The organism is Nostoc sp. LPT (assembly GCF_017115165.1).
In the GTDB taxonomy this organism is placed as follows: domain Bacteria; phylum Cyanobacteriota; class Cyanobacteriia; order Cyanobacteriales; family Nostocaceae; genus Nostoc.
The window spans coordinates 1-20,561 of record NZ_JABXKF010000108.1 but is presented as its reverse complement, the minus strand read 5'-3'; the positions used below and the strand labels follow the sequence as shown (position 1 = coordinate 20,561).

General features: G+C 42.4%; 15 protein-coding genes and 1 pseudogene. 14 read left to right on the top strand and 2 right to left on the bottom strand.

Annotated features, from left to right (window positions below; all coding sequences use genetic code 11):
- Both HWQ58_RS20995 and HWQ58_RS20990 read left to right on the top strand, forming a co-directional pair.
- A complete protein-coding gene (locus tag HWQ58_RS20995) occupies positions 1-2,508 on the top strand; it encodes an ATP-dependent helicase (RefSeq protein WP_292866753.1) in 2,508 nt (835 codons plus the stop codon).
- Positions 2,509-2,778: 270 nt separating this feature from the next.
- Positions 2,779-3,495 (top strand): hypothetical protein, encoded by a 717-nt coding sequence (locus tag HWQ58_RS20990; RefSeq protein ID WP_292866751.1) that lies wholly within the window; start codon positions 2,779-2,781, stop codon positions 3,493-3,495.
- Between the two features lie 22 nt (positions 3,496-3,517).
- Here the strand turns inward: HWQ58_RS20990 and HWQ58_RS20985 are convergent, their stop codons facing one another.
- A complete protein-coding gene (locus HWQ58_RS20985) occupies positions 3,518-4,048 on the bottom strand; it encodes a GrpB family protein (RefSeq protein WP_292866749.1) in 531 nt (176 codons plus the stop codon).
- A gap of 115 nt (positions 4,049-4,163) precedes the next feature.
- Between HWQ58_RS20985 and rpmI the strand changes: the two genes are divergently transcribed.
- The 11 genes and pseudogenes from rpmI (at position 4,164) to HWQ58_RS20930 (ending at position 13,738) form a co-directional block, all read left to right on the top strand.
- The gene (gene rpmI / locus HWQ58_RS20980) at positions 4,164-4,361 is read left to right on the top strand and encodes a 50S ribosomal protein L35 (RefSeq protein WP_104908269.1); all 198 of its coding nucleotides are present in this window, start codon (positions 4,164-4,166) and stop codon (positions 4,359-4,361) included.
- A gap of 19 nt (positions 4,362-4,380) precedes the next feature.
- On the top strand, positions 4,381-4,737 hold the full coding sequence (gene rplT, locus HWQ58_RS20975) for a 50S ribosomal protein L20 (RefSeq protein ID WP_104908268.1): 357 nt from the start codon (positions 4,381-4,383) through the stop codon (positions 4,735-4,737).
- A 12-nt stretch (positions 4,738-4,749) separates the two neighbouring features.
- Complete coding sequence (locus HWQ58_RS20970) at positions 4,750-5,565, top strand: transporter substrate-binding domain-containing protein (protein WP_292866747.1); 816 nt, start codon at positions 4,750-4,752, stop codon at positions 5,563-5,565.
- 42 nt (positions 5,566-5,607) lie between these two features.
- Positions 5,608-6,132 (top strand): tetratricopeptide repeat protein, encoded by a 525-nt coding sequence (locus HWQ58_RS20965; RefSeq protein WP_292866745.1) that lies wholly within the window; start codon positions 5,608-5,610, stop codon positions 6,130-6,132.
- A gap of 202 nt (positions 6,133-6,334) precedes the next feature.
- Complete coding sequence (locus HWQ58_RS20960; RefSeq protein WP_292866743.1) at positions 6,335-8,317, top strand: primary-amine oxidase; 1,983 nt, start codon at positions 6,335-6,337, stop codon at positions 8,315-8,317.
- Positions 8,318-8,436: 119 nt separating this feature from the next.
- Positions 8,437-9,006, top strand: coding sequence for a peptidylprolyl isomerase (locus HWQ58_RS20955; RefSeq protein WP_292866741.1), 570 nt, complete (start codon positions 8,437-8,439; stop codon positions 9,004-9,006).
- Between the two features lie 367 nt (positions 9,007-9,373).
- Positions 9,374-9,520: a hypothetical protein gene (locus HWQ58_RS20950; RefSeq protein ID WP_292866739.1), complete on the top strand. Its 147-nt coding sequence runs from the start codon at positions 9,374-9,376 to the stop codon at positions 9,518-9,520.
- Positions 9,513-9,611: pseudogene (locus tag HWQ58_RS20945) on the top strand (transposase); the annotation flags it as partial. The gene HWQ58_RS20950 and the pseudogene HWQ58_RS20945, both read left to right, overlap by 8 nt.
- Before the next feature lie 542 nt (positions 9,612-10,153).
- Positions 10,154-10,825, top strand: coding sequence for a response regulator transcription factor (locus tag HWQ58_RS20940; protein WP_292866737.1), 672 nt, complete (start codon positions 10,154-10,156; stop codon positions 10,823-10,825).
- A gap of 24 nt (positions 10,826-10,849) precedes the next feature.
- Positions 10,850-12,781, top strand: coding sequence for a CHASE2 domain-containing protein (locus tag HWQ58_RS20935; protein WP_292866735.1), 1,932 nt, complete (start codon positions 10,850-10,852; stop codon positions 12,779-12,781).
- A gap of 174 nt (positions 12,782-12,955) precedes the next feature.
- Entirely contained in the window at positions 12,956-13,738 is a 783-nt protein-coding gene (locus HWQ58_RS20930) for a DUF928 domain-containing protein (protein ID WP_292866733.1), read from the top strand.
- Positions 13,739-13,754: 16 nt separating this feature from the next.
- On the opposite strand, the gene HWQ58_RS20925 is transcribed toward HWQ58_RS20930, so the two are convergent.
- Positions 13,755-16,469: a CHAT domain-containing protein gene (locus HWQ58_RS20925; protein WP_292866731.1), complete on the bottom strand. Its 2,715-nt coding sequence runs from the start codon at positions 16,467-16,469 to the stop codon at positions 13,755-13,757.
- 988 nt (positions 16,470-17,457) lie between these two features.
- Between HWQ58_RS20925 and HWQ58_RS20920 the strand changes: the two genes are divergently transcribed.
- The gene (locus tag HWQ58_RS20920; RefSeq protein ID WP_292866729.1) at positions 17,458-20,520 is read left to right on the top strand and encodes a filamentous hemagglutinin N-terminal domain-containing protein; all 3,063 of its coding nucleotides are present in this window, start codon (positions 17,458-17,460) and stop codon (positions 20,518-20,520) included.
- Positions 20,521-20,561: the final 41 nt, after the last annotated feature.

Below are 20,561 nucleotides of genomic sequence, written 5' to 3'. Positions count from 1 at the left end.
ATGTCAGACACTAATTTTACTGCTGCTTTACCTCCAGAATCACTCCACCCAGAATTGTCTGGGCTTCTGCCCGTAGGGATAACACGGGCAGAAGCCATAGCACGTATCCGCAACAGTCTCCGCCCTGGACAGCAGCAAATGGCTGATTGGCAATCTGGGCCTTTGGCTATTTCAGCCGTTCCTGGTGCAGGCAAATCTACTGGGATGGCGGCGGCAGCAGCGATCGCGATCGCACGTCAATATGAGCGTTCATCTTCCCGTCGTCAATTGGTAGTCGTTACTTTTACTCGCTCTGCTGCTGCCAATATTAAAGCAAAGATTCGCAAATTTTTACGAGATGATTTATCTCTACCTCAGACGGGCTTTTTTGTCTATACCCTACATGGTTTAGCATTGAACATTGCCAACCGCCATTCTGATTTGTCGGGTTTGCAGTTAGAAAATGTCATATTAATTACACCAAGCCAAAGTCACCGCTTTATCAGAACGGCTGTAGAACAATGGATTGTAAATAATCCAAATGTATATTTGCGGCTATTGGAAGGTCATCAATTTGACGGGGAAGAGACAGAAAGGTTGCGTCGTCAATCGGTGCTGCGAACAGAAGTATTACCGGAATTAGCTAATACGGTAATTCATGAAGCAAAAAGTTCTGGGATATCGCCAGAATTGTTGCGGGAGTGGAGTAAACAAACCACAGATGAATATGCAATTTTGAGTGTAGCAGCGGGATTGTACGAGCAATATCAAAAATTGATGCGATCGCGTGATTTCATTGACTACGACGATATGATTTTAGCTGCACTGCGCGTTTTAGAAAACGACAGTGCCCGTCACATCGAGCAAAACCAAATATTCGCCGTCTTTGAAGACGAAGCTCAAGATTCTAGCCCCCTTCAGACGCAGCTATTAGAAATTTTGGCGAGTAATGGCGAATATCAGCGAGAGAATTCCCCACTCCTAACTCCTAACTCAGCACCCCTAACTCCTAACTCCCCACTCCTAACTCCTAACTCAGCACTCAGCACTCAGCACGGGCTAAACGCCCCGCTACCGCTAACAGCACTAAATTTAGTCCGAGTTGGCGATCCTAACCAGGCGATTAACTCTACCTTTACTCCAGCCGATCCGATTTATTTCCGGCAATTTTGCGAAGAGTGCGATCGCATCGAACGATTGGCAACGATGGATCGAGCTGGTCGCAGTACTAGAATTATCATTGAAGCCGCTAACTTTGCCCTCAAATGGATCAATAATCAGTGGTTAGCAACAAGCAAAACTAACAACAAACAACAGATTCCTGACAACCGACAAGTACCATTTCGTTTGCAGACAATTCGCCCTGTGGAAGCTGGCGATCCGCAAGCTAACGCTAACCCCGCACCCGTAGGACGAGGATTAGAACTTTATACACCGCGTGACATTCATCACACTGTTGAATTGTTATCTCAAAGGGTAATTGAGTTATTTGGTGAAGATCCAACAAAAAATAGTGCAGCAATTTTAGTCCGAGAAAATCGCCAAGGACGATGGTTAGCAGAGGCTCTGACACCTATGTGCAAAGAGCATAAAATTACACTTTATGATGTGGGAGAACGCGATCGCCGTTCCCATGTCCCCCAAGAAATTTTGGCATTATTGCAATTTTGCGATCGCCCCCACTCCCCCGATTACCTCAAAGCCGCCCTAGAAGCATTAGTACAGCGCCAATTAATTCCTACCCAAGACCTCAACGCCCTTGCTAGTCTGCCAGAAGAGTTTTTGTATCCTGGTCCCCTAGCAACACCCCAGCCAGAAACAGAACAAAAAGCTGCCCGCTTGTGTCGCAGCTTACTCCGCGCTCGTTTAGAACTACCCTTATACCAGCTAATTTCCTTTCTCGCCTTAACCTTAAATTACGACCAGGCAGAATTGGCAACTGCTGATAAACTCGCAGAACGGGTAAATCAGCAGATAGCTGGCAATAGTTCGATGGGGAGAATGCTTTCAGCTTTAAGTGAAATCGTTAGTTCCGAACGGTTTGAACCAGTGGAAACCGAGGATTCGGAAGAACGTTATACCCGTCGCGGTCAACTGACGATTATCACTATGCACAAAGCTAAAGGGCTAGATTGGGACTATGTATTTCTTCCCTTTCTCCACGAAAACTTGATTCCTGGCAGATTTTGGGTTCCTCCCCAAAGCCAATTTTTAGGCGATTTTACCTTATCAGAAGTAGCCCGCGCCCAAATTCGCGCTACTCTCCACGAAGAATCTGTCATACCGGATGTTAGTCAGGCATGGGAGGTGGCAAAAAATTTGAAAACATCTGAAGAGTATCGTTTACTCTATGTTGCCATGACACGAGCAAAGCTTCTGTTGTGGATGTCTGCGGCGCAGAAAGCTCCCTTTACTTGGAGTAAACCGGATAATTTACAAGAACAAGCGCCTTGTCCAGTGTTTCCAGCATTAAAACGCCAATTTCCTGAATGTGTTGTGAATTTAGCGGCAATAAGCAAACAAGTATAAAAGATGGGACATTGGGCATTGGCCAAACAGGGCATGGAGAAGAGATGAGAAAGACAAGCAAGAGGGGGAAGATAAGGGAGAGATTTATTCAATAATTCCCCCTTGTCTCCCTTATCCCCCTCATCTCCCCCTGCTCCCCACTCAGCACTCAGCATTACTACTCTTCCACTCCTTATAAGAAAACTGAATTGAGAGTGCAACGTCAAACAAATTATGATTGGAATTGCGATATTATCCGTTCAATTTTTAACAATCAATACATATATATATATGAAAAAATCAATCATCCAAGCATCTGCCGTAATTAAAAGCACCTTCAAGTCACGCAGAGGAATTTTCTTGACGCTGGTGTTGACAAGCTTGCTATCCTATGGATTCGGACTCATTGAAAACAATTCTGCTGGGGCTATACCTTACCCAGACGGCACTCAATTATCCAAATCACAAATAAACGAGTTACCGAAAGCGATCGCTAATAAAATTTTACGAGATGCTTCCAGGCGCTCCGGCTTACGTAAACGAGAATTAGAAATTACCCAAGTTACATCGAAAACCTTTGGTAATCCCTGTGAGTTCAAATTTGGAGAAGTTTGTACTAGAGAATACAACCTTATTGAAGGCTGGGAAGTAGTTGTCAGAGTTCGTCAAGATTCGTGGACTTACCATGTAGATAAATCTGGAAAACAAATCGTTTTAGATCCGAAAGTGATTACTTTACAAACATTGCCGAAGGCGATCGCAGATGCAATTTTGAGCGATGCCTCAAGCCGTTCTGGGGTAGGAATTACTGATTTAAAAATTACTCGAACTACAGCAAAAACCTTTGGAAATCTCTGCCAATTCAACTTTGGCGAAGTCTGCACCCAGCAGTACGACCCCGTGGAAGGCTGGGAAGTGATTGTCAAGGTTAAAGAGCAATCTTGGACTTACCATGTGAATAAATCCACTTCGCAAATAATTTTAGATCCCAAAGTCAAGGCCAGTTAAAAAAGTTAAATAATTAATGGCTTTAGCTTTTTCCCATCCCATTACACCGTGCTTTGACCATCAAAGCACGGATATAGTCATTTTTACCATTTGTATAAGCTTCGCGATCGCTCCGAAAACTTGCCGCTAAATTACGTTTTAGAGCTTCGTAACGTCTGGCTTCTTCAGGATGCTTTCTCAGATAGTCACAAAATAACTTGCGCTCCCAAAATTCGCTGTCAATCTCGACTATGTGAATATGATGAGTACGTTGCTTTCCGTATGGCGGCATTCCTTTGACAAAAAACATCCGTCCAGGACGCGGATCTTCACGCCAATAAACGTATCCCAAGGATTCTAAAGCCAAAATAGCAGATTTTGCATCTACTAAGGAACGCACTCCCACCATGATGTCAATAACTGGTTTGGCTGCCATTCCTGGTACTGCGGTACTACCAATATGTTCAATTTCTACAACTAAGTCATTGCCTAGTGCCTGCCAAATCCGCTCGGCTTCTTCTGTAAACAAAGTCGCCCAACGTGGGTGATATTCGACTATATTGACCTCATCCATAAGTGAAGCTAAGTTTATCTACAGCGATCGCGGTTGCCTAAATCCTTTATTTAATTGCAGTTATAGCAATTTTAATAGTATATAATAATGGATCGTGTCGAATCAAAGCTAGACCATGCCTAAACTAAAGACTCGTAAAGCTGCGGCAAAACGATTCCGTGCCACCGGTAGCGGCAAAATCGTCCGTCGTAAAGCGTTCAAAAGCCACCTTTTAGAACATAAAAGTTCTGACAAAAAGCGTGGGATGCGCCAGAGTACGCTTGTACACGAACGCGATGAACTTAACGTGCGTTTGATGCTCCCATATTTGTAAATATTTTAGGAAATAAATTATGACTCGGGTAAAACGCGGTAATGTAGCTCGCAAACGCCGCAATAAAATTCTCAAACTAGCTAAAGGTTTTCGCGGTTCCCATTCAACTCTGTTTAGAACTGCCAACCAACAAGTGATGAAGGCGCTACGGAGTGCCTACCGCGATCGCAAAAAGAAAAAGCGCGATTTTCGTCGCCTTTGGATCGCCCGCATCAACGCTGCTTCCAGGCAACACGGCTTGAGTTACAGCCAGTTGATCGGGAACTTGAAAAAAGCTGATATCCAACTAAATCGCAAGATGTTGGCGCAATTGGCAGTCCTCGATCCAGCTAGTTTCGGCAAAGTTGCTGAATTGGCAATTCAAGCTAAAGGATAAAGGTGGTAAGGGATGTATAACAGATGTAACAAATTGCAAGTAATTACTCGGTTACATCTGGTATTATCCGCCACTATTTTTTGGATTTTTTGCTTTTCTCTAGTGGGGACAGGATTAACTGCATCTGCTACCGAAATGTCAGAAATTCAGCAGCGGGGCTATTTAAATGTTGCCGTGAAAGATAACTTGCGTCCCTTGGGATTTAAAGATGACAACGGGAATTTGCAAGGCTTAGAAATTGACTTGGCAAAGCGTTTGGCAGTTGACTTGGTTGGTAAAGCCGAAGCTGTAAAATTTCAACCTGTAGCGAATCGCGATCGCCTGTCTGTAGTCTTAGACAAGAAAGTTGATTTTGCGATCGCTAGAGTCACAGCAACCGAGTCACGCGCCCGCATAGTTAGTTTCAGCGTTCCCTACTATTTGGATGGCACTGTACTAGTTACAAAAGATGCATCTGTGCAGCAGTTGAGCGATCTATCAAAACAAAAAATTGCCGTACTTAACAACTCCAGCACCATTCCTAAAGTGCGATACTATCTGTCAAACGCCGAGTTAGTAGGAGTGAATTCCTATCAAGAAGCGCGAGAGAAAATAGAAAATAATGCCGCCGTCGCCTTTGCCGCAGATGCTAGTGTTCTAAGCGGCTGGGTACAACAATATCCTCAATATCGGCTACTGCCAATTAAGTTATCAACTGAACCTTTGGCTGTAGTAATGCCCAAGGGATTACAGTACGATGAATTTAGACGAAACGTGAATCAAGCGATCGCTCGTTATTTAGAAAAAGGTTGGCTCCAGCAACGCTCTCAATATTGGGGTTTACCGTAAATTGGTCAAATAACAAACTTTATAATATTTGTATTTGCAGTAATGGATAACAGTCTAGCCGTTGTTTATCTCTCAATTTTAGTGGTTCTACTCACACTTGCAGCCGTGGGTGTTTTTCGCCAGATTTTCAAAACTCGCAAGGTTGAAGGCTCTTTTGCAAGGTTGCGAAAGAAGTTAGAGAAAGAAAAGGGTACGACTCAAGAATATTATGAGTTAGCCAGTATTTATTCAGAAAAAAAAATGTATTCTCAAGCGATCGCGCTATTTCAAAAAGCTCTCAAAGCTGCCCAAGAAGAGGAAGAAGCAAATATCGCCCCCATTTACAACGGGCTGGGCTATGTTTATTTTACCCAAGAGCAATATGACTTAGCAATTCGTCAGTACAAAGAAGCTCTTAAGTCTAAACCAGACTACGTAACAGGATTGAATAATCTCGGTCACGCCTACGAGAAGAAAAAATTAACTACTCAGGCGTTACAAAGTTACGAAGAAGCACTCAAATTTGCTCCAAATAACTCTATTGCTAAACGTCGTGCTGAATCTTTACGCCGTTTGGTTTCGGCGTAAGATAATGTCCAGGTAATTAAGCATAATACCTAGAACCCCACCCCGCCAAAGCTGTGCTTTACCTCCCCTCCCCGCAAGCGGGGAGGGGTTGGGGGTGGGGTTCTTTTATTATAATTAATTTAGCTTTAGCCTCTTAATTTATCGGTTTTCAATCTTAAGGTTGGAAATAGATAACTACAAGTCTTTTGTAAAAATGTAAAAGATGATTAAGCGGCTAAAGCGTTTTTTGCGGCTATCTATTGCTATCATTGTTGTCATTTCTTTCTCACTCGGATTAATGGAAACATTGACGGCTCAACAGCCTTCGATTTCCCATCCTCTCACTTCGCTAACCGAGTCAGAAATTAGCACAGCTGTTTCGGTCATCCAAAGAGAAAAAACTTTGAGCGAAATGGCAGCTTTTCCACTTATTACTTTACAAGAACCAGATAAAGAAGAAGTTCTAAATTTTACACCTGGTAAAGTCTTTGGGCGAAAAGTTTTTTTGGTAATCTATGAACGTTCAGAAAATAAAACCTATGAGGGAATTGTTGACCTGAGAAGCAAAACTTTAAGTTCTTGGAAAGAAATAGCGTCTGTTCAACCTGCGATCCTTAATTCAGAATATGAACTAGCAACTCAGGTGGTTAAAGCCGATCCTCGATGGCAAAAAGCGATGCAAAGGCGGGGAATTACTGATTTTGAGCAAGTCAAAATTAGTTGGTGGGCACCAGGAATTCAGAGTCAACAGGAAGAAGCAACAGGTAATCGTCTTTGTCGCGGCTTATCTTACTACAAAGGCAAAAGCTGGAACTATTACGGTAGTCCGATTGAAGGAGTCTTAGCAACAGTCAATTTGAATACGGGTAAAATTGCCAGTTTTGTTGACAGAGGAAACATACCTTTCTCTCAAGAAAACTGGAACTACGATGTCAAATCCTTGGGCAAATTACTGTCACCACTTAAAGCATTGAAAATCCTCCAAACTAATGGTAAAAGTTTCCAGATAAAAGATAATGAAATTAGCTGGCAAGGTTGGAAGTTTCGCTATTCAATGCATCCTCGGAATGGATTAATGCTCTACCAAGTGACGCATAATGACGGGGAAAAGATTCGACCAGTTTTATACCGCGCTAGTCTCTCAGAAATGGTAGTACCTTATGGGAATCCTGAACCTACTTGGTCGTTCAGAAATGCCTTTGATGTTGGAGAATACAACTTAGGTCTACTAGCAAATACGATGGAATTAAGTAAAGAAATTCCTGAAAATGGCTTGTTGCTAAATGCTGTATTTGCTAATGAACAGGGAGAACCTTATCAAATACCAGGGGTTATCGGCATCTACGAGCGCGATAATGGAATGCTTTGGAAACACTATGAATATAATACTCAGCGTAATGATGTCCGTCGCAGTCGAGAGTTAGTGATGAAGATGACGGTAGCCATTGACAACTATGATTACAGCATCAATTGGATCTTTCACCAGGATGGGACTTTGGAAGTCCAAAATGAATTAACGGGTATCCTACTGGCGCAGGGAACGGCTGCCCAAAAGCAATCTGATGATGATTCTTATGGTCGGTTAATTGCTAAGAATATCTTTGGAGTAAATCACCAGCATTTTTTCAACTATCGCCTAGATTTTGATGTTGATGGTCAGGCGAATTCTGTAATGGAAATGAATGTAAATGCTTTGCCGATGGATGAGAAAAATCCTTTAGGAAATGCGATCGCAGTTGCAGAAACCCCGCTAGCCAAAGAAACAGCTGCTGTGCGCGATTTGAACATGAAAAGCAGTCGAGAATGGATGATTGTTAGCGCAGACAAAAAGAATGTTTTAGGGGATGCACCGGGATATATGCTGATGCCTGGGGGAAACTCGATATTTTTCCCTGTGGAAGGCTCAAAAATCCGGCAAAAGGCAGAATTTGCAACTCATCACCTCTGGGTAACAAAATATAAACCTACTGAACTTTATGCTGGGGGCGATTATCCGAACCAGACGAAACCCCAACAGGGTTTACCAAAATATATCTCAGACAATGAGTCTTTGCTGGGTGAAGATATCGTACTCTGGTACACAATGGGCCTAACTCATATTCCGCGATCAGAAGATTGGCCTGTGATGCCTGTTCACCGAGTCGGCTTTAAGTTAGTCCCTAGAGGATTTTTTAGCCGTAATCCAGCGATAAATTTACCAGAGTAAAATATTTGTTTTCTAGAGTTTCCTTGGTTCAGTTTTTTTGTAATCTGTAAACCTGTAACTTGAATGCTGATAAGCTTATCGTAGATCAAACACTGGCAATTTTCACAATAGGATACCTCATGAATTTTCCAGAAATTAATATTCCCGGTGATGGAACACTGCACGCTCGTTTAATTACTTCCTTGGGTGAAATTGTAGTTCGTTTGGAGGAAGAACGAACTCCTAACACCGTCAAAAATTTTGTCGGTCTAGCAACTGGAACAATCGACTGGAAAGACCCTAAAACTGGTCAATCTGGTAAGGGAACTCCAGCTTACGATGGGGTTCGCTTTCATCGAGTCATCCCTGATTTTATGATTCAGTGTGGCGATCCTCTGAGTCGTTATTTGGATACAGCCAACCGATGGGGTACTGGTGGCCCAGGATATCAATTTGAGGATGAGTTTCATCCTGAATTGAGACACACTGGTGCAGGTATCCTGTCGATGGCTAATGCCGGACGCGGTACTAATGGTTCGCAATGGTTCATTACAGAAGCACCAACACCTCACCTTGACAACAAACACAGTGTTTTTGGTGAAGTTGTCCAAGGTCTAGATATAGTCAGCAAAATTGCTAATGTGCCTACAACTAGAGATCGTCCGAATCAAGAAGTGGTGTTAGAAAAAGTAGAAATTTTTCGGCAGTAATTAACATCATGTCCGGTTAAAGACTTATCATGAAGACCGCTCCAGGGGCAGAGGGGATGGTTTTTTGGGCTTTCTGCATAGAGAAAGGGAATTATAACTAATTAGCCGGACATGATATAACGCTTTCATCACTCTAGTCAAAGAAAAATTTCAGCCAACTTTTAAACAAAGCACAGGAACTGGGTTTGGAGCTTTATTTTCTAACATTACGTGAGTTCGACGGATAGGAAAGCGCAAAAAGCTTGCTGTGTATGAATTTGCTCAACTGGGCATTCTTCAGGTGATGCCTGTGGTGGGCTTCTCTACGAGAGGCTGCGCGAACGCTTACGCGACGATTGATTGAGAATCGCTAAAAAAGTCACAAAAAATGCCGAGACTAAAAATATCTAAGAAAAATCAAGGTCAGGGCTTAGTCTACCGTTGTATCTCGCCTGGAGGTGGAGCGTCTCCGGCTTTGCTTAATATCACGCAAATTTTCTACGACAAGGACTTAATTGGTAAACTAGTTTGGTGACAGAGGTTATATCTCTCGACAGTTTTTTGAGAAGTTATATGAACGAGGTTTGCAGTTAGTAACCAAATCTAAAAAGAAAATGAAAAAATCCAATGCTGATTGACCCTTGGCAACAATGAAATCATCAACCCCTTTCTCTGCCCCAAATGGTAAATCAATCACTCGTAGGAAAGATTTTATGGTTTAATTTTTCTGTGGCGCTCGGTTGACTCGTCCACTGCTTAATAATATGAATGCCTGTAATTTTAATGAAACATAGTTTACAGCTTTTCTTAGTACCATTAAGCCCTGATCATTTTATAGCTTAGAGCGACGATTTGTATTATCATTATACTACTAAACAAAAAAACTTCAACTCACATCTTGTAGCTATCCCTTGATCCGCCAACAGTTTAAGGATACGGTTAGCAAGTTTGGAAAACCTAACCCTCTTCCGACCTTCCTCTATTCCCCCGACGCGAGGGGAGGGCAGAGAACAAAGCTTTTTATTCACAGAAGAGAGGTTAAATCCCTAGTGGTTGGAAAAGTTGGTGCAAGATTTCAGTAAAAAAACATTAGATTTTTCGAGCTTTTTCCCTATTACGACCCGATGCCATTCGGTACAGTAACGTTGTTAAATTCGAGGTTTCAACGATGAGTCAAGATTTACCAGAACAAGGGAGGCTCAAAATACTTGTGGTGGATGACCATGAACTAATCCTGAATGGAACGCTTGACCTACTGAAACGGCGCTACCCACAAGCCCAAATACTCACTGCCAAAACAACCCAGAATGCTATCAAGCAAGTCGAAGTATTTGGGCCCGACTTAGTTATTATGGATCTTTCCTTGCCAGAAACTTTCGGGGACACTGCCGAAATCAATCGAGGCATTAAAAGCTTGGAAACGTTAATGAAAAACTATCTTACCCTCAATCTGGTCGTGCAAAGCAGTTATGTCAAAGCACTGGTACGGATTAAACCGGACATCGATGCTCATGAAGGAGGGTTTACTGTAGCGGACAAAGGACTTTCTAGCCAGGAGATGTTGAGCCGGATTGATTTGGCACTCAAAGGAGTCACACATACCAAAGACCTCAAAATACCACCAAAAGAAGTCAAGCCAGAATGGATAGAGGTACTCAATCTAGCCTTTGAAGAAGGATTGGAAGATAAAGTCATTGCCGAACGGATGCGAGTAGCACCTAGAACGGTACGCCACTACTGGACTAAAATTCAAGACATTTTAGGCGTTTACCCGGAAGATGGCAAAAGTCTCCGCATCCAAACGGAGAAACGAGCTAGAGAAGAGGGGTTTATTGATTGAGAAAATTTGTTAAGGAAGAAACTGTTGTTACTGGGTATTTGGAACAAATTTAAACAAGGAATTACCATCTGGTCTATAGCAACACTGCCAGGAATTGTTGTTTTGGTAGTTATTATCTTCCTTCGGCTGAATGGGTCACTGCAATTTATAGAATGGCTAACTCTTGACTCCTTTCTCCGCCTGCGTCCTTTTGAACCTATCGACGAACGAGTTGTTATTGTCGGAATTAATGAGGAGGATATACGAGGTATAAGAAATTACCCTATACCCGATCATGAGATTGCCAAACTGCTGAGAACGTTGCAGAAGTACCAGCCCAGAGTGATTGGTCTTGATATTGTTAGAGATATACCCGTTGAACCCGGTCATGCCGAACTGGTTGCAGCCTTTAAAGATATCAAAAATCTGATTGCGGTTGAAAAAGTCTTACCCAAAGTCATTAAGCCACCCCCCGACTTACCCTCAGAACAAATCGGTTTTGTAGATGTTCTTTCCGATGATGATGGCAAAGTCAGGCGTGCAATACTTGGAACCAATAGACCTGAAAATAATAAAAAATATGCATTTTCCCTACCTTTACGGTTGGCGGAAACCTATCTCAAGGTTAAAGGCATTAAACTGAGCAATGGTATTCGCGATCGCAATACAATGCGGTTTGGTTCCACTGAACTGCCTCGTTTTTTGCCAAATTCTGGGGGCTATGTGCAAACTGATGATTTTGGAGTTCAGCTACTTCTTAATTATCGCAACGGTCGAGAAAGATTTCGCACGCTATCGCTTAAAGATATTAACGATATCGAAAACGGGAAGGGTAATCCCAATCTGCTGCGCCATGCTTTCGGTGGACGCATCGTTTTGATTGGGGTAACTGCTCCTAGTATTAAAGACTTCATCGATACCTATGCGATCGCTAATTTGCAACCGCCTGGTAAAATTTATGGGGTAGAATTTCATGCCCATGTTGTTAGCCAAATTGTCAGTGCAGTTCTTGACAAACAATCCGTTTTAGAAACCTGGTCACAGCGTTGGGAATATCTTTGGATTATCAGTTGGGGGGTTTTAGCTATTTATCTCGGTCGGCTGACTCAATCTCCATTGAAAAACCTTGTGTATGTTGCAGTTGCCTGCCTTGGTTTAGTTGGAATTGCTTATACCTTCATCCTCAGTAAATGGTGGATTCCAGTAGCGCCAGCACTACTCGTTTTGGTCATCAATGGTGTAATCTTGAGTACTTTTTATCAATATGACCGATTTTTGAGGTCTCAGATTGAGATCCGCCAATACACCCTTGAGCGGACATTTGTTGTAATCCATAATGGGCCCCTGCAAACACTAGCCAAGATTTTGAGGCACGTCCAAGACCAAGATTTAGAACAAAATCAATTGCTCGAATACCTGCAAAATCTAAACTACGAAATTCGAGAAGTTGGCGAATACCTAAAACTAGAAGCGTTAAACCGAAAGGAAAGTCTCCGTCTCGGCAGTGGTCTAATCTTAGACTTAAAGCTGCCAATTCGCAACCTTTTATATGAAATCTACAGCCATACACTCCAGCGAAACTTTCCCTGCTTTCAAACGCTCAAAGTTAAAGCCTATTCCTTTGCTCCGATTGACGAGCAATACTTGAGCATCGAGCAAAAGCAAGAACTCTGCCAATTTTTGGAAGAAGCATTATGCAATGTCGGGAAACATGCCAAAGGAGTGACCCGTCTGAGTGCTACTGGCAAACAAAACGAAGGCTGGTACACCCTAAGCATTAAAGATAATGGCACTGGGATTCACTCGAATTATGAAGGGCAAGGAACGAAGCAGTGTATAAATTTAGCGAGAAAATTACGAGGAAAGTATCAGCGAAAGTCTCTCAAAGAGAAAGGAACTTTGTGTGAGTTAACTTGGCCTATTACGAGTAAAAGCTGGATTTTTGCCCGCATAGGACGTAATACCAATTTAATGTGAAGCTCCATAAAAAAGGGCTTCTAGGATAATACTTTTTTAGCTCCTGCTTGTTCGCTTACATCTGCGGCAGTAGTGAGAAGAATGATTAGCAAACTTAATATGTTAATCAGATATACCTATTATAGCACTCTTGTTTGTATATATTAAATTAATGTTTGCTCAACCAAAATTATAATGATTCCAATTCAGTGGTTCCTAAACAAACGCATTAACATCAAACTAGTCATCAGTTTTACCCTGAGTTTAGTGCTAATTGTAACTTCGGCATCTGTTGCGAGTTATACACCCGCCGATCAGAAACCTGTCCCGAAAGACCGTAAATCGGATGCAGGAACGACTAGAGGATGTTCTGGAGAAGATATACCGTTAACCGTTCTTGCCTCTGGCAATTATGTTGGACGAACGATATCTTCAGATCCTACGTTCGCTTGGTTTGTCCCTCGTGACTCTGCTTCCAAGTCAATGAAATTCATGATTTACGAGTGGGTTCCAAGCGGTAAACCTAAAGAACTTCGCAAGATATCATTGCAGAGTTCATCGGGGATTATGAAGTTATCCCCGTTTTCGGAGAACGAACTAGGGCTGCAACCAGGAAAAGAATATTCCTTACAGGTTGTAATTCATTGTGACCCAGATAATCCATCAGGTGATTTAGTAGACGAGGCAAATATTGAGGTTGTAAAAATGCCAGCAACTGTGCAAACTAAATTGAACAGAGCAGTAAATAGTGTTGAGAAAGCTAATATCTATGCTGAGGCAGGTTTATGGTACAATGCGCTAGATGAAGTACTCAAACTGGCTCAAGTGTCGAAACTGGGAAAAGTGGGTTCAACTCTGTTAAAAGATTTGGCTAAGTGGGAAGCACCAAAAACCATACTAGAATTGCCACCAAAAGAACGGGAAGCTATTGAGAAACGGATTGAAAACTTAAAGCAGATTGCAGACAGCGCACGCTAATCACGCTTACCCTGCCCTAAAGCCAGTTACCGATGAGGATAAAAGGTGCCCATTGGGCGGGGTGAATCTTCTTGTTCTGATTAATCAGTGCCTTTTGTGCTTCCTTCAAGGCTTCTGCTTTGCTCATTTGCGATCGCAAATTCTCGTAAAACTTAACGACTAGCTCTTTTGTAAAAACATCGTCAACGTACCAAAGGGAAGCCAAAGCACTTCTAACGCCTGCTTGCACAGTGATGCCAGCCATACCCAGCGTAGCACGGTCATCTCCTACACCAGTTTGACAAGCTGTAAGCACGAGCAACTCCATTGGCTCCGAACCTCCACTAAAGCGGCGGATGTCACTCTCTAGCTGAGTAATTGTAATCTTCTTATTATTACCTGTAACTAAAAAGCTATCTTCTGGAATAGTGCCAAACTGTCCGTGAGTGGCAATGTGAATAATCGGGTAATTTGCTTGTTTAAGTTCTTGGTTTAAGCCTTCATCAGTGAATTGTTTATTAAAGAGTTTCTTGCTACCTGGAAATAGCTTTGTGACTTGATTGACTTCATCGGCAACATTTTCCAAAGGCTTAAATTTTTCACCATCAACAGTAGCTGCTTGGGTTAACCCCAAAGCTAGCATCCACAAACCTTGGAAATTTTGGGGTTTAGGGAATGTCAAGTGCAAACCGGGAGTCGTAGCAATGGCGTATTTCTCAATTAGAAATTTGTGACCATCATGGAGTGCAGCCATTGGTATACTGCGTAATAATCCATCTTGGATGAAAACGAGAGTTTTGATTTTTGCTCGGTCTAAATCGTCAGCGAAAGGGCGAATAATCCGGTTATATAGATTCTGTGCTGGTGTTAAAAAAGCGTCAGTATGGTCATAAAATTCTTGTATTTCTAAACGGAAGTTTTTGATTTCTTCTCTAAATTTTTGACTATTATCTATCCATGCCAGATTCTTCAATCTTCTTTCAACATTGGGCTTGATCTTATTTTCCAGATTGGGTAAACTCACCACAATCGCCGTGCGGTCTTCTAAAATGATAGAACTAAAAATGGCGGTGTCTTCTCTTTCTAAGTCATCAACTCGTTCTTTATCAAAAACGGTAAAGACACAATCATTGCCGAAGTAATTTTGCAATTCTGCTAGTTTCAAAGAATCGATGGTGTCGAGTGCAGAATCCAGTTCTTTTTGGTACTCTTGACTTGCAATCGGTAGTGATTCAGCACGCTCTAGCTTTAAAGTAGCAAATTCTCGGTAGAGAGGACTAACGGTATCCCGAAACCTATATTGCAAGTCTCGCTCAGCAATTAATAAATTATCTCGGATACCGCCCTCACCTTCTAACGTTGCGATCGCCCGTTCGTAAGCAGCAATTGCCTCAGATTCTTTCCCCTGTGCCTTGAAAATTCGTCCTGCCTGCCACTCCCACAAATAAAGACTATCTTTAGCACGCAGCTTTTGGTCGGCTGCCAAGCGTGCCTGTTTGGTAAAATCTAAAGCTTTATTGTAGTCCTTGCGGCACTCGTAAAGATGACCTAGTTTACCTAAAGCAAATGATTCGGAACGAGAATCTTTAATGCTTTGAGCAATATAAACAGCTTTTTGAAGAAGTTTCTCAGCTTGTGAATCGTTTAGCTTTCGCGGCAGACTTTGAGCTTGAAATGAAGTAGAATTACTAACAAAAACAAGTTGTTCTTCGGCTAAATCAATTGCTGCATATACTTTATTAACAGAATTTGGGAGTTTCTCAAGTAGAGTTAAAGCAGATTGTAATGCTTGCTCTGCCTGATTAGTATTGTCAGGTAACTTTGAAATTTTGGGGCGGTAATAAAGTTGAATTAAATTGAGAAGTCCCTGCATTTGACCGGATAGGTCATTTTGAGTGCGGGTTAGTTCAAGACTGTTATTAAAATAACCTAAAGCTTTATTGTAATCAAGAGTGGCTTTTGTGATGAATTCATTAGCCTTATTCTCTGCACTTCTTAACTTAGCGGAATCAGCACGCTGCTCGTTAAGTTGAGCTTTACTAAAGTAAGCATTACCAAGACTATTAAGCACTGAGGCGCGATAAACTGAGAGGTTATTCTCTTGGACAATCTTTAAACTAGTCTCTAAAGTTTGAATGGCTTGCTCATACTTTCCCCAGAGGCGATACACTTCTCCTAAGCTTCCCAAAGCAGCCACTTCTCCCTGGCGATCGCTAAATTTTCGGGCAATTTGCAAAGCACTTCCTTCACTTTCAAGGCAATTTTCATCAGTCTCAGAAGCACCGCATAAAAGCGCGATCGCTTCTCTATTTTGCCCCAAACGACTGTAGGTTTGAGCAAGTTCTGTAAGCAACCGTCCCACTTTCACAAATTCTCTTGAGGAGCGATAGTTGGCAATTGCTTCTTTCCAATAGTTGATTGCTTCCCCGAATTGACCGAGTTGCTGATAAGCTATGGCTAGTTTTTCTCGAACAATTGCCGCTTCATCGTGTTTACTGGTGTTTTGATAGACACTTAAGGCAGTTTGCCAAGATGCGATCGCCTCTTGCACATCTCCGGCGCGATATTGTTCAATTCCTTGTTGTACGAGTTGGCTTGGATTGGGAGGCTGTGCTGTTGCTAGTTCTCCCCATCTTGTCTGCAAAGAAGCAGTGAAGGGAACATGATTCAGCCACAGGCAAAATGTGAGGCTGCTAAAGAAGATAACTACCAGAAAGCGACGGACAGGAAATTGGCGGTATCGGTTTTGCATAGGAGGATACCATAGGTTCCAAGGAAGATTTTGTCCTAAGTTTTAACCCCTCTTTTAAGAAACAGAAATGTTTCTTTACATTCATTAGGAATGCGTAGACGCAAAGCGGTAAGCCAGCGCGGTCTTGGGGGTCTCCCCCATGAGCGACTGGCGCACCCGGAGGGCTTGTCGTCAGACATCGCATTCCTCGGACGCTTTTGTTACCTTCAGTAGAGAATAAGCTAAAACCACTATTTTTATAACTCTTTTCAACAAGGAAGTTTAAATTATAAATTTCGCTAGCGATCGCACAATTCTTTATTTGATTAGCGTTCAGAAGTAAGGCAGTATTTTTCTCTCTTCGTAGTAAGAAAATAGGGTTAACTCCATTTCGATCTGAAGTTGCACATTTGGGCAATGCTATTTGCCTAATTGTGCAATCAGTATTGCTTTATTTTACCATTAACTTTGCACAATAGGAGAATGCCTAACTTCAGTTAAAGATTTTATTGTATGAATTAAGCAAGCAGTTACTCAATGCCGTGGAGCTTCAAAGTTAAGTTGGAATTTTAGCAGGGATTGACACCATTAGCTAAAATAAATTTTGATTTTTAACTTGGAGGCAAGGGGCACTCAGTTTCGTTTTCTCGAAATACAAATTTTATATTAGTAATGATATATATAAATAAAATTGTTATATGAGGCAGATTATAGTTAAGATTTGGACTGCCACTAACCTAATAAGTAGCTCGGCGTAAATAATTATTGTTGGGATCAGGCAATTCTTGCAGGGGACAGGAGGAAAAAGGGCTTGAGCTTGCTTACTTTTATTTATATAGTTTGGTTTTATTGTGCCAACTTAACTTATCCTAATTAATTTAAGAATTTAAGAAAGTCGGCGTGAAAAAACCTAATTATGTAAAGATAAGTAAATACAGAGAATACATCTACAGAGGTGATTGAGAGATGGGCGGGTAGAGGTTTGCAAAAATGTTAAGAAAACCACCTTATGATTGTTAAAAGCTGCTTTGATCGAGGTTTGGAGTGGAAAATTGGGGGTTGTGTCGCTTTAGTGGCGGTACTCTCAATCGGAGTAAGCGATCGCGTCTTGGCTCAAATCGTGCCTGACAAGACGCTGGGTGTTGAAGGTTCTGTCGTTACACCCAATGTCAGTATACGGGGAATTCCTAGCGATCGCATTGATGGTGGAGCAACTCGCGGCGCTAACCTGTTTCACAGTTTTGAGAAGTTTAATGTGGGGTCAGGCAGAAGTGTTTATTTTGCTAATCCTGCTGGAATTGAGAACATTTTAACTCGCGTCACGGGCGGCAATCCTTCTAATATTTTGGGCAGGTTGGGGGTTTTGGGTGGGGCGAATTTATTTTTGCTCAATCCTAACGGGATTGTATTTGGCCCGAATGCCAGTTTGGATATTCAGGGGTCATTTGTGGCGACTACAGCCGAGCGGATACAGTTGGGGGATAGTGGCTATTTCAGTGCACCACAACCGCAAATGAGTAGTTTACTTTCTGTGAGTCCGGGAGCGCTGTTTTTTACTGAGGTTGCCAATCAACCGACTGCGATTATTAATCAAGGGAATTTATCAACTAGGAAACATCTTACTCTATCGGCTGGCAATCTCGACTTGCAGGGACAGTTACTCTCTGGGGGAGATTTGACGTTACAGGCAACTGATACGGTGAAAGTGCGCGATAGTGTGACGACTCCATTTTTGGCTCAATCAGTAGGGAATCTCACGGTTATTGGAAATGGCGGTATTGATATCTTGGCGCTGAATCATTCGACGCAGACACCGTTTGTGAGTGAGGGGAATCTGAATTTAGTCAGTGATGGGATTATTTCTGGGGATGCTCGCTTTAGTAGTGGTGGCAGTTTTTCCATCAAGAGTGTATCGGGGGGATTGGCAAATTTTGTAAGCTTATATGACCCGATTATCAGTGCCAATGGCAATGTAGATGTAGCGGCTAACTATACAGGAGCATCGCTGTTAGTGGAAGCAACAGGTAATATTCGATTTCAGGGCAATATCAATATTACTAGACCAGATACTAGCACTTTGTCTCCAATTCCAGATACTGCAATCCTGAGTACAAGTTCAGCATTAATTATGCGATCGGGGCAGAGTACTCTGGCTTATGGGGGTGTCAATTCTGGCACTGTACCTGCCTCTAGTCCTGGAGCTGTGCCTGACGGAATTACATTAGATGGAAATATGACTTTACAGCGTTTTAATGATGCTGGGGCAATAGTTAGCTTAACAACAGCAACAGCATTGGGAAACGTAAATATCCAGGGAATTACCACCAATGGTGGTGCTATTGATATTCACAGTGCTGGAATAATTTCCACCCAAGGACTTGATACTAGCAATGGCAGCAATGACGGGGGTGCGATTACCCTTGAAGCCAACAACGGCAAAATCACCACAGGTGATTTGATATCTTACTCGTACTCTACATCTGGCAGTGTCAGAAATGGAGGCAAAATTCGTCTTGAAGCTAAGGGCAATATTTCAACTGGCAATTTGTACTCGACCTCAGATTCTCGAAATGGCAGTTCAGCAAATGGTGGCGAGATTAGTCTCAACTCCGTCAATGGTGACATTGCTGCTAGTAATTTGTACAGTTTCTCGTACTCCCCTTCTAATACAACAGGTAGTGGGGGTGCGATTACCCTTAAAACCAACAACGGCAAAATCACCACAGGTGATTTGATATCTTACTCGTACTCTACATCTGGCAGTGTCAGAAATGGAGGCAAAATTCGTCTTGAAGCTAAGGGCAATATTTCAACTGGCAATTTGTACTCGACCTCAGATTCTCGAAATGGCAGTTCAGCAAATGGTGGCGAGATTAGTCTCAACTCCGTCAATGGTGACATTGCTGCTAGTAATTTGTACAGTTTCTCGTACTCCCCTTCTAATACAACAGGTAGTGGGGGTGCGATTCGCTTAGAAACCAACGGTAAAATTACAACAGGTAGCATCAACTCTGAGACGAATGGTAGTGAGAATGCTGGAGACATAACTCTCACGAGTAACAATGGAGCCATTGACACAACAAAGGGAACAGTCACCTCCCAAATTTGGGATGGTTCTGGTGGCACTGGCAGAGGTGGAGCAATTGTTTTCAAAGCCAAAGGTGATATTGAAACTGCTACTTTAAACTCTGGCGCCGAATCCGGTAATGGCTCACTCATCCAACTCACGAGTATTAATGGCAACATTAATACCAGAGGAATTTTGTCTTCTAATTCCCTAAATGGCAATGGAGGAGAGATTAGCCTGGAAGCATCCAAGGGCAACATTAACACTGGCAATTTGTACTCGACCTCAGATTCTCAAAATGGCGATGCAGGAAATGGGGGCGATATTAGCATCAATGCCAACAATGGCAACATTAACACTGGCAATTTGCACTCTTACTCGTACTCTCCTTCTGGTGATGCAAGAAATGGGGGCAATATTAGCATCAATACCAACAATGGCAACATTAACACTGGCAATTTGTACTCTTACTCGTACTCTGTTGGCAATGCGGGAAATGGGGGTGTCATTAGCCTTGTTACCACCACTGGCAGCTTTAATACTGGCGATTTGGTCTCTTCCTCATCCTCTTTCGGCAGTGCGGGAAATGGGGGTGTCATTAGCCTGATAGCCTTTAGAAATTTATTCGTGACGAATACCCGCATCCTCACTAGCAACGAGTTGAATGTTGGTGGTAACGGACACTCCGGCGATGTTAACATCAGGAGTTTCGGCGATATCACATTCAATAACAGTTCTATTCAAAATGACACCAAGGGTATCGATGATGCTAGTAATGTCTCGATTATCAGTCCTGGTTTAGTCACGTTCAATAATAGTCAAATTATTAGTAATACCAGCAACAGCGGAAATGCAGGAAATATTGATATCAACGCCGGACAAGGCATAACCTTCCAAGGCTTGTATTCCTACCAAGGCACACCTCAACCCGGTGGACTTTTTGCCGTAACCACTAACTCTGGCAATGCCGGAAAGATTACCCTAACTACCCCCCTAGCTATCTAATTGGTATACAAAGCAGGTAAGCTGAAAACTTGCATCTAGCA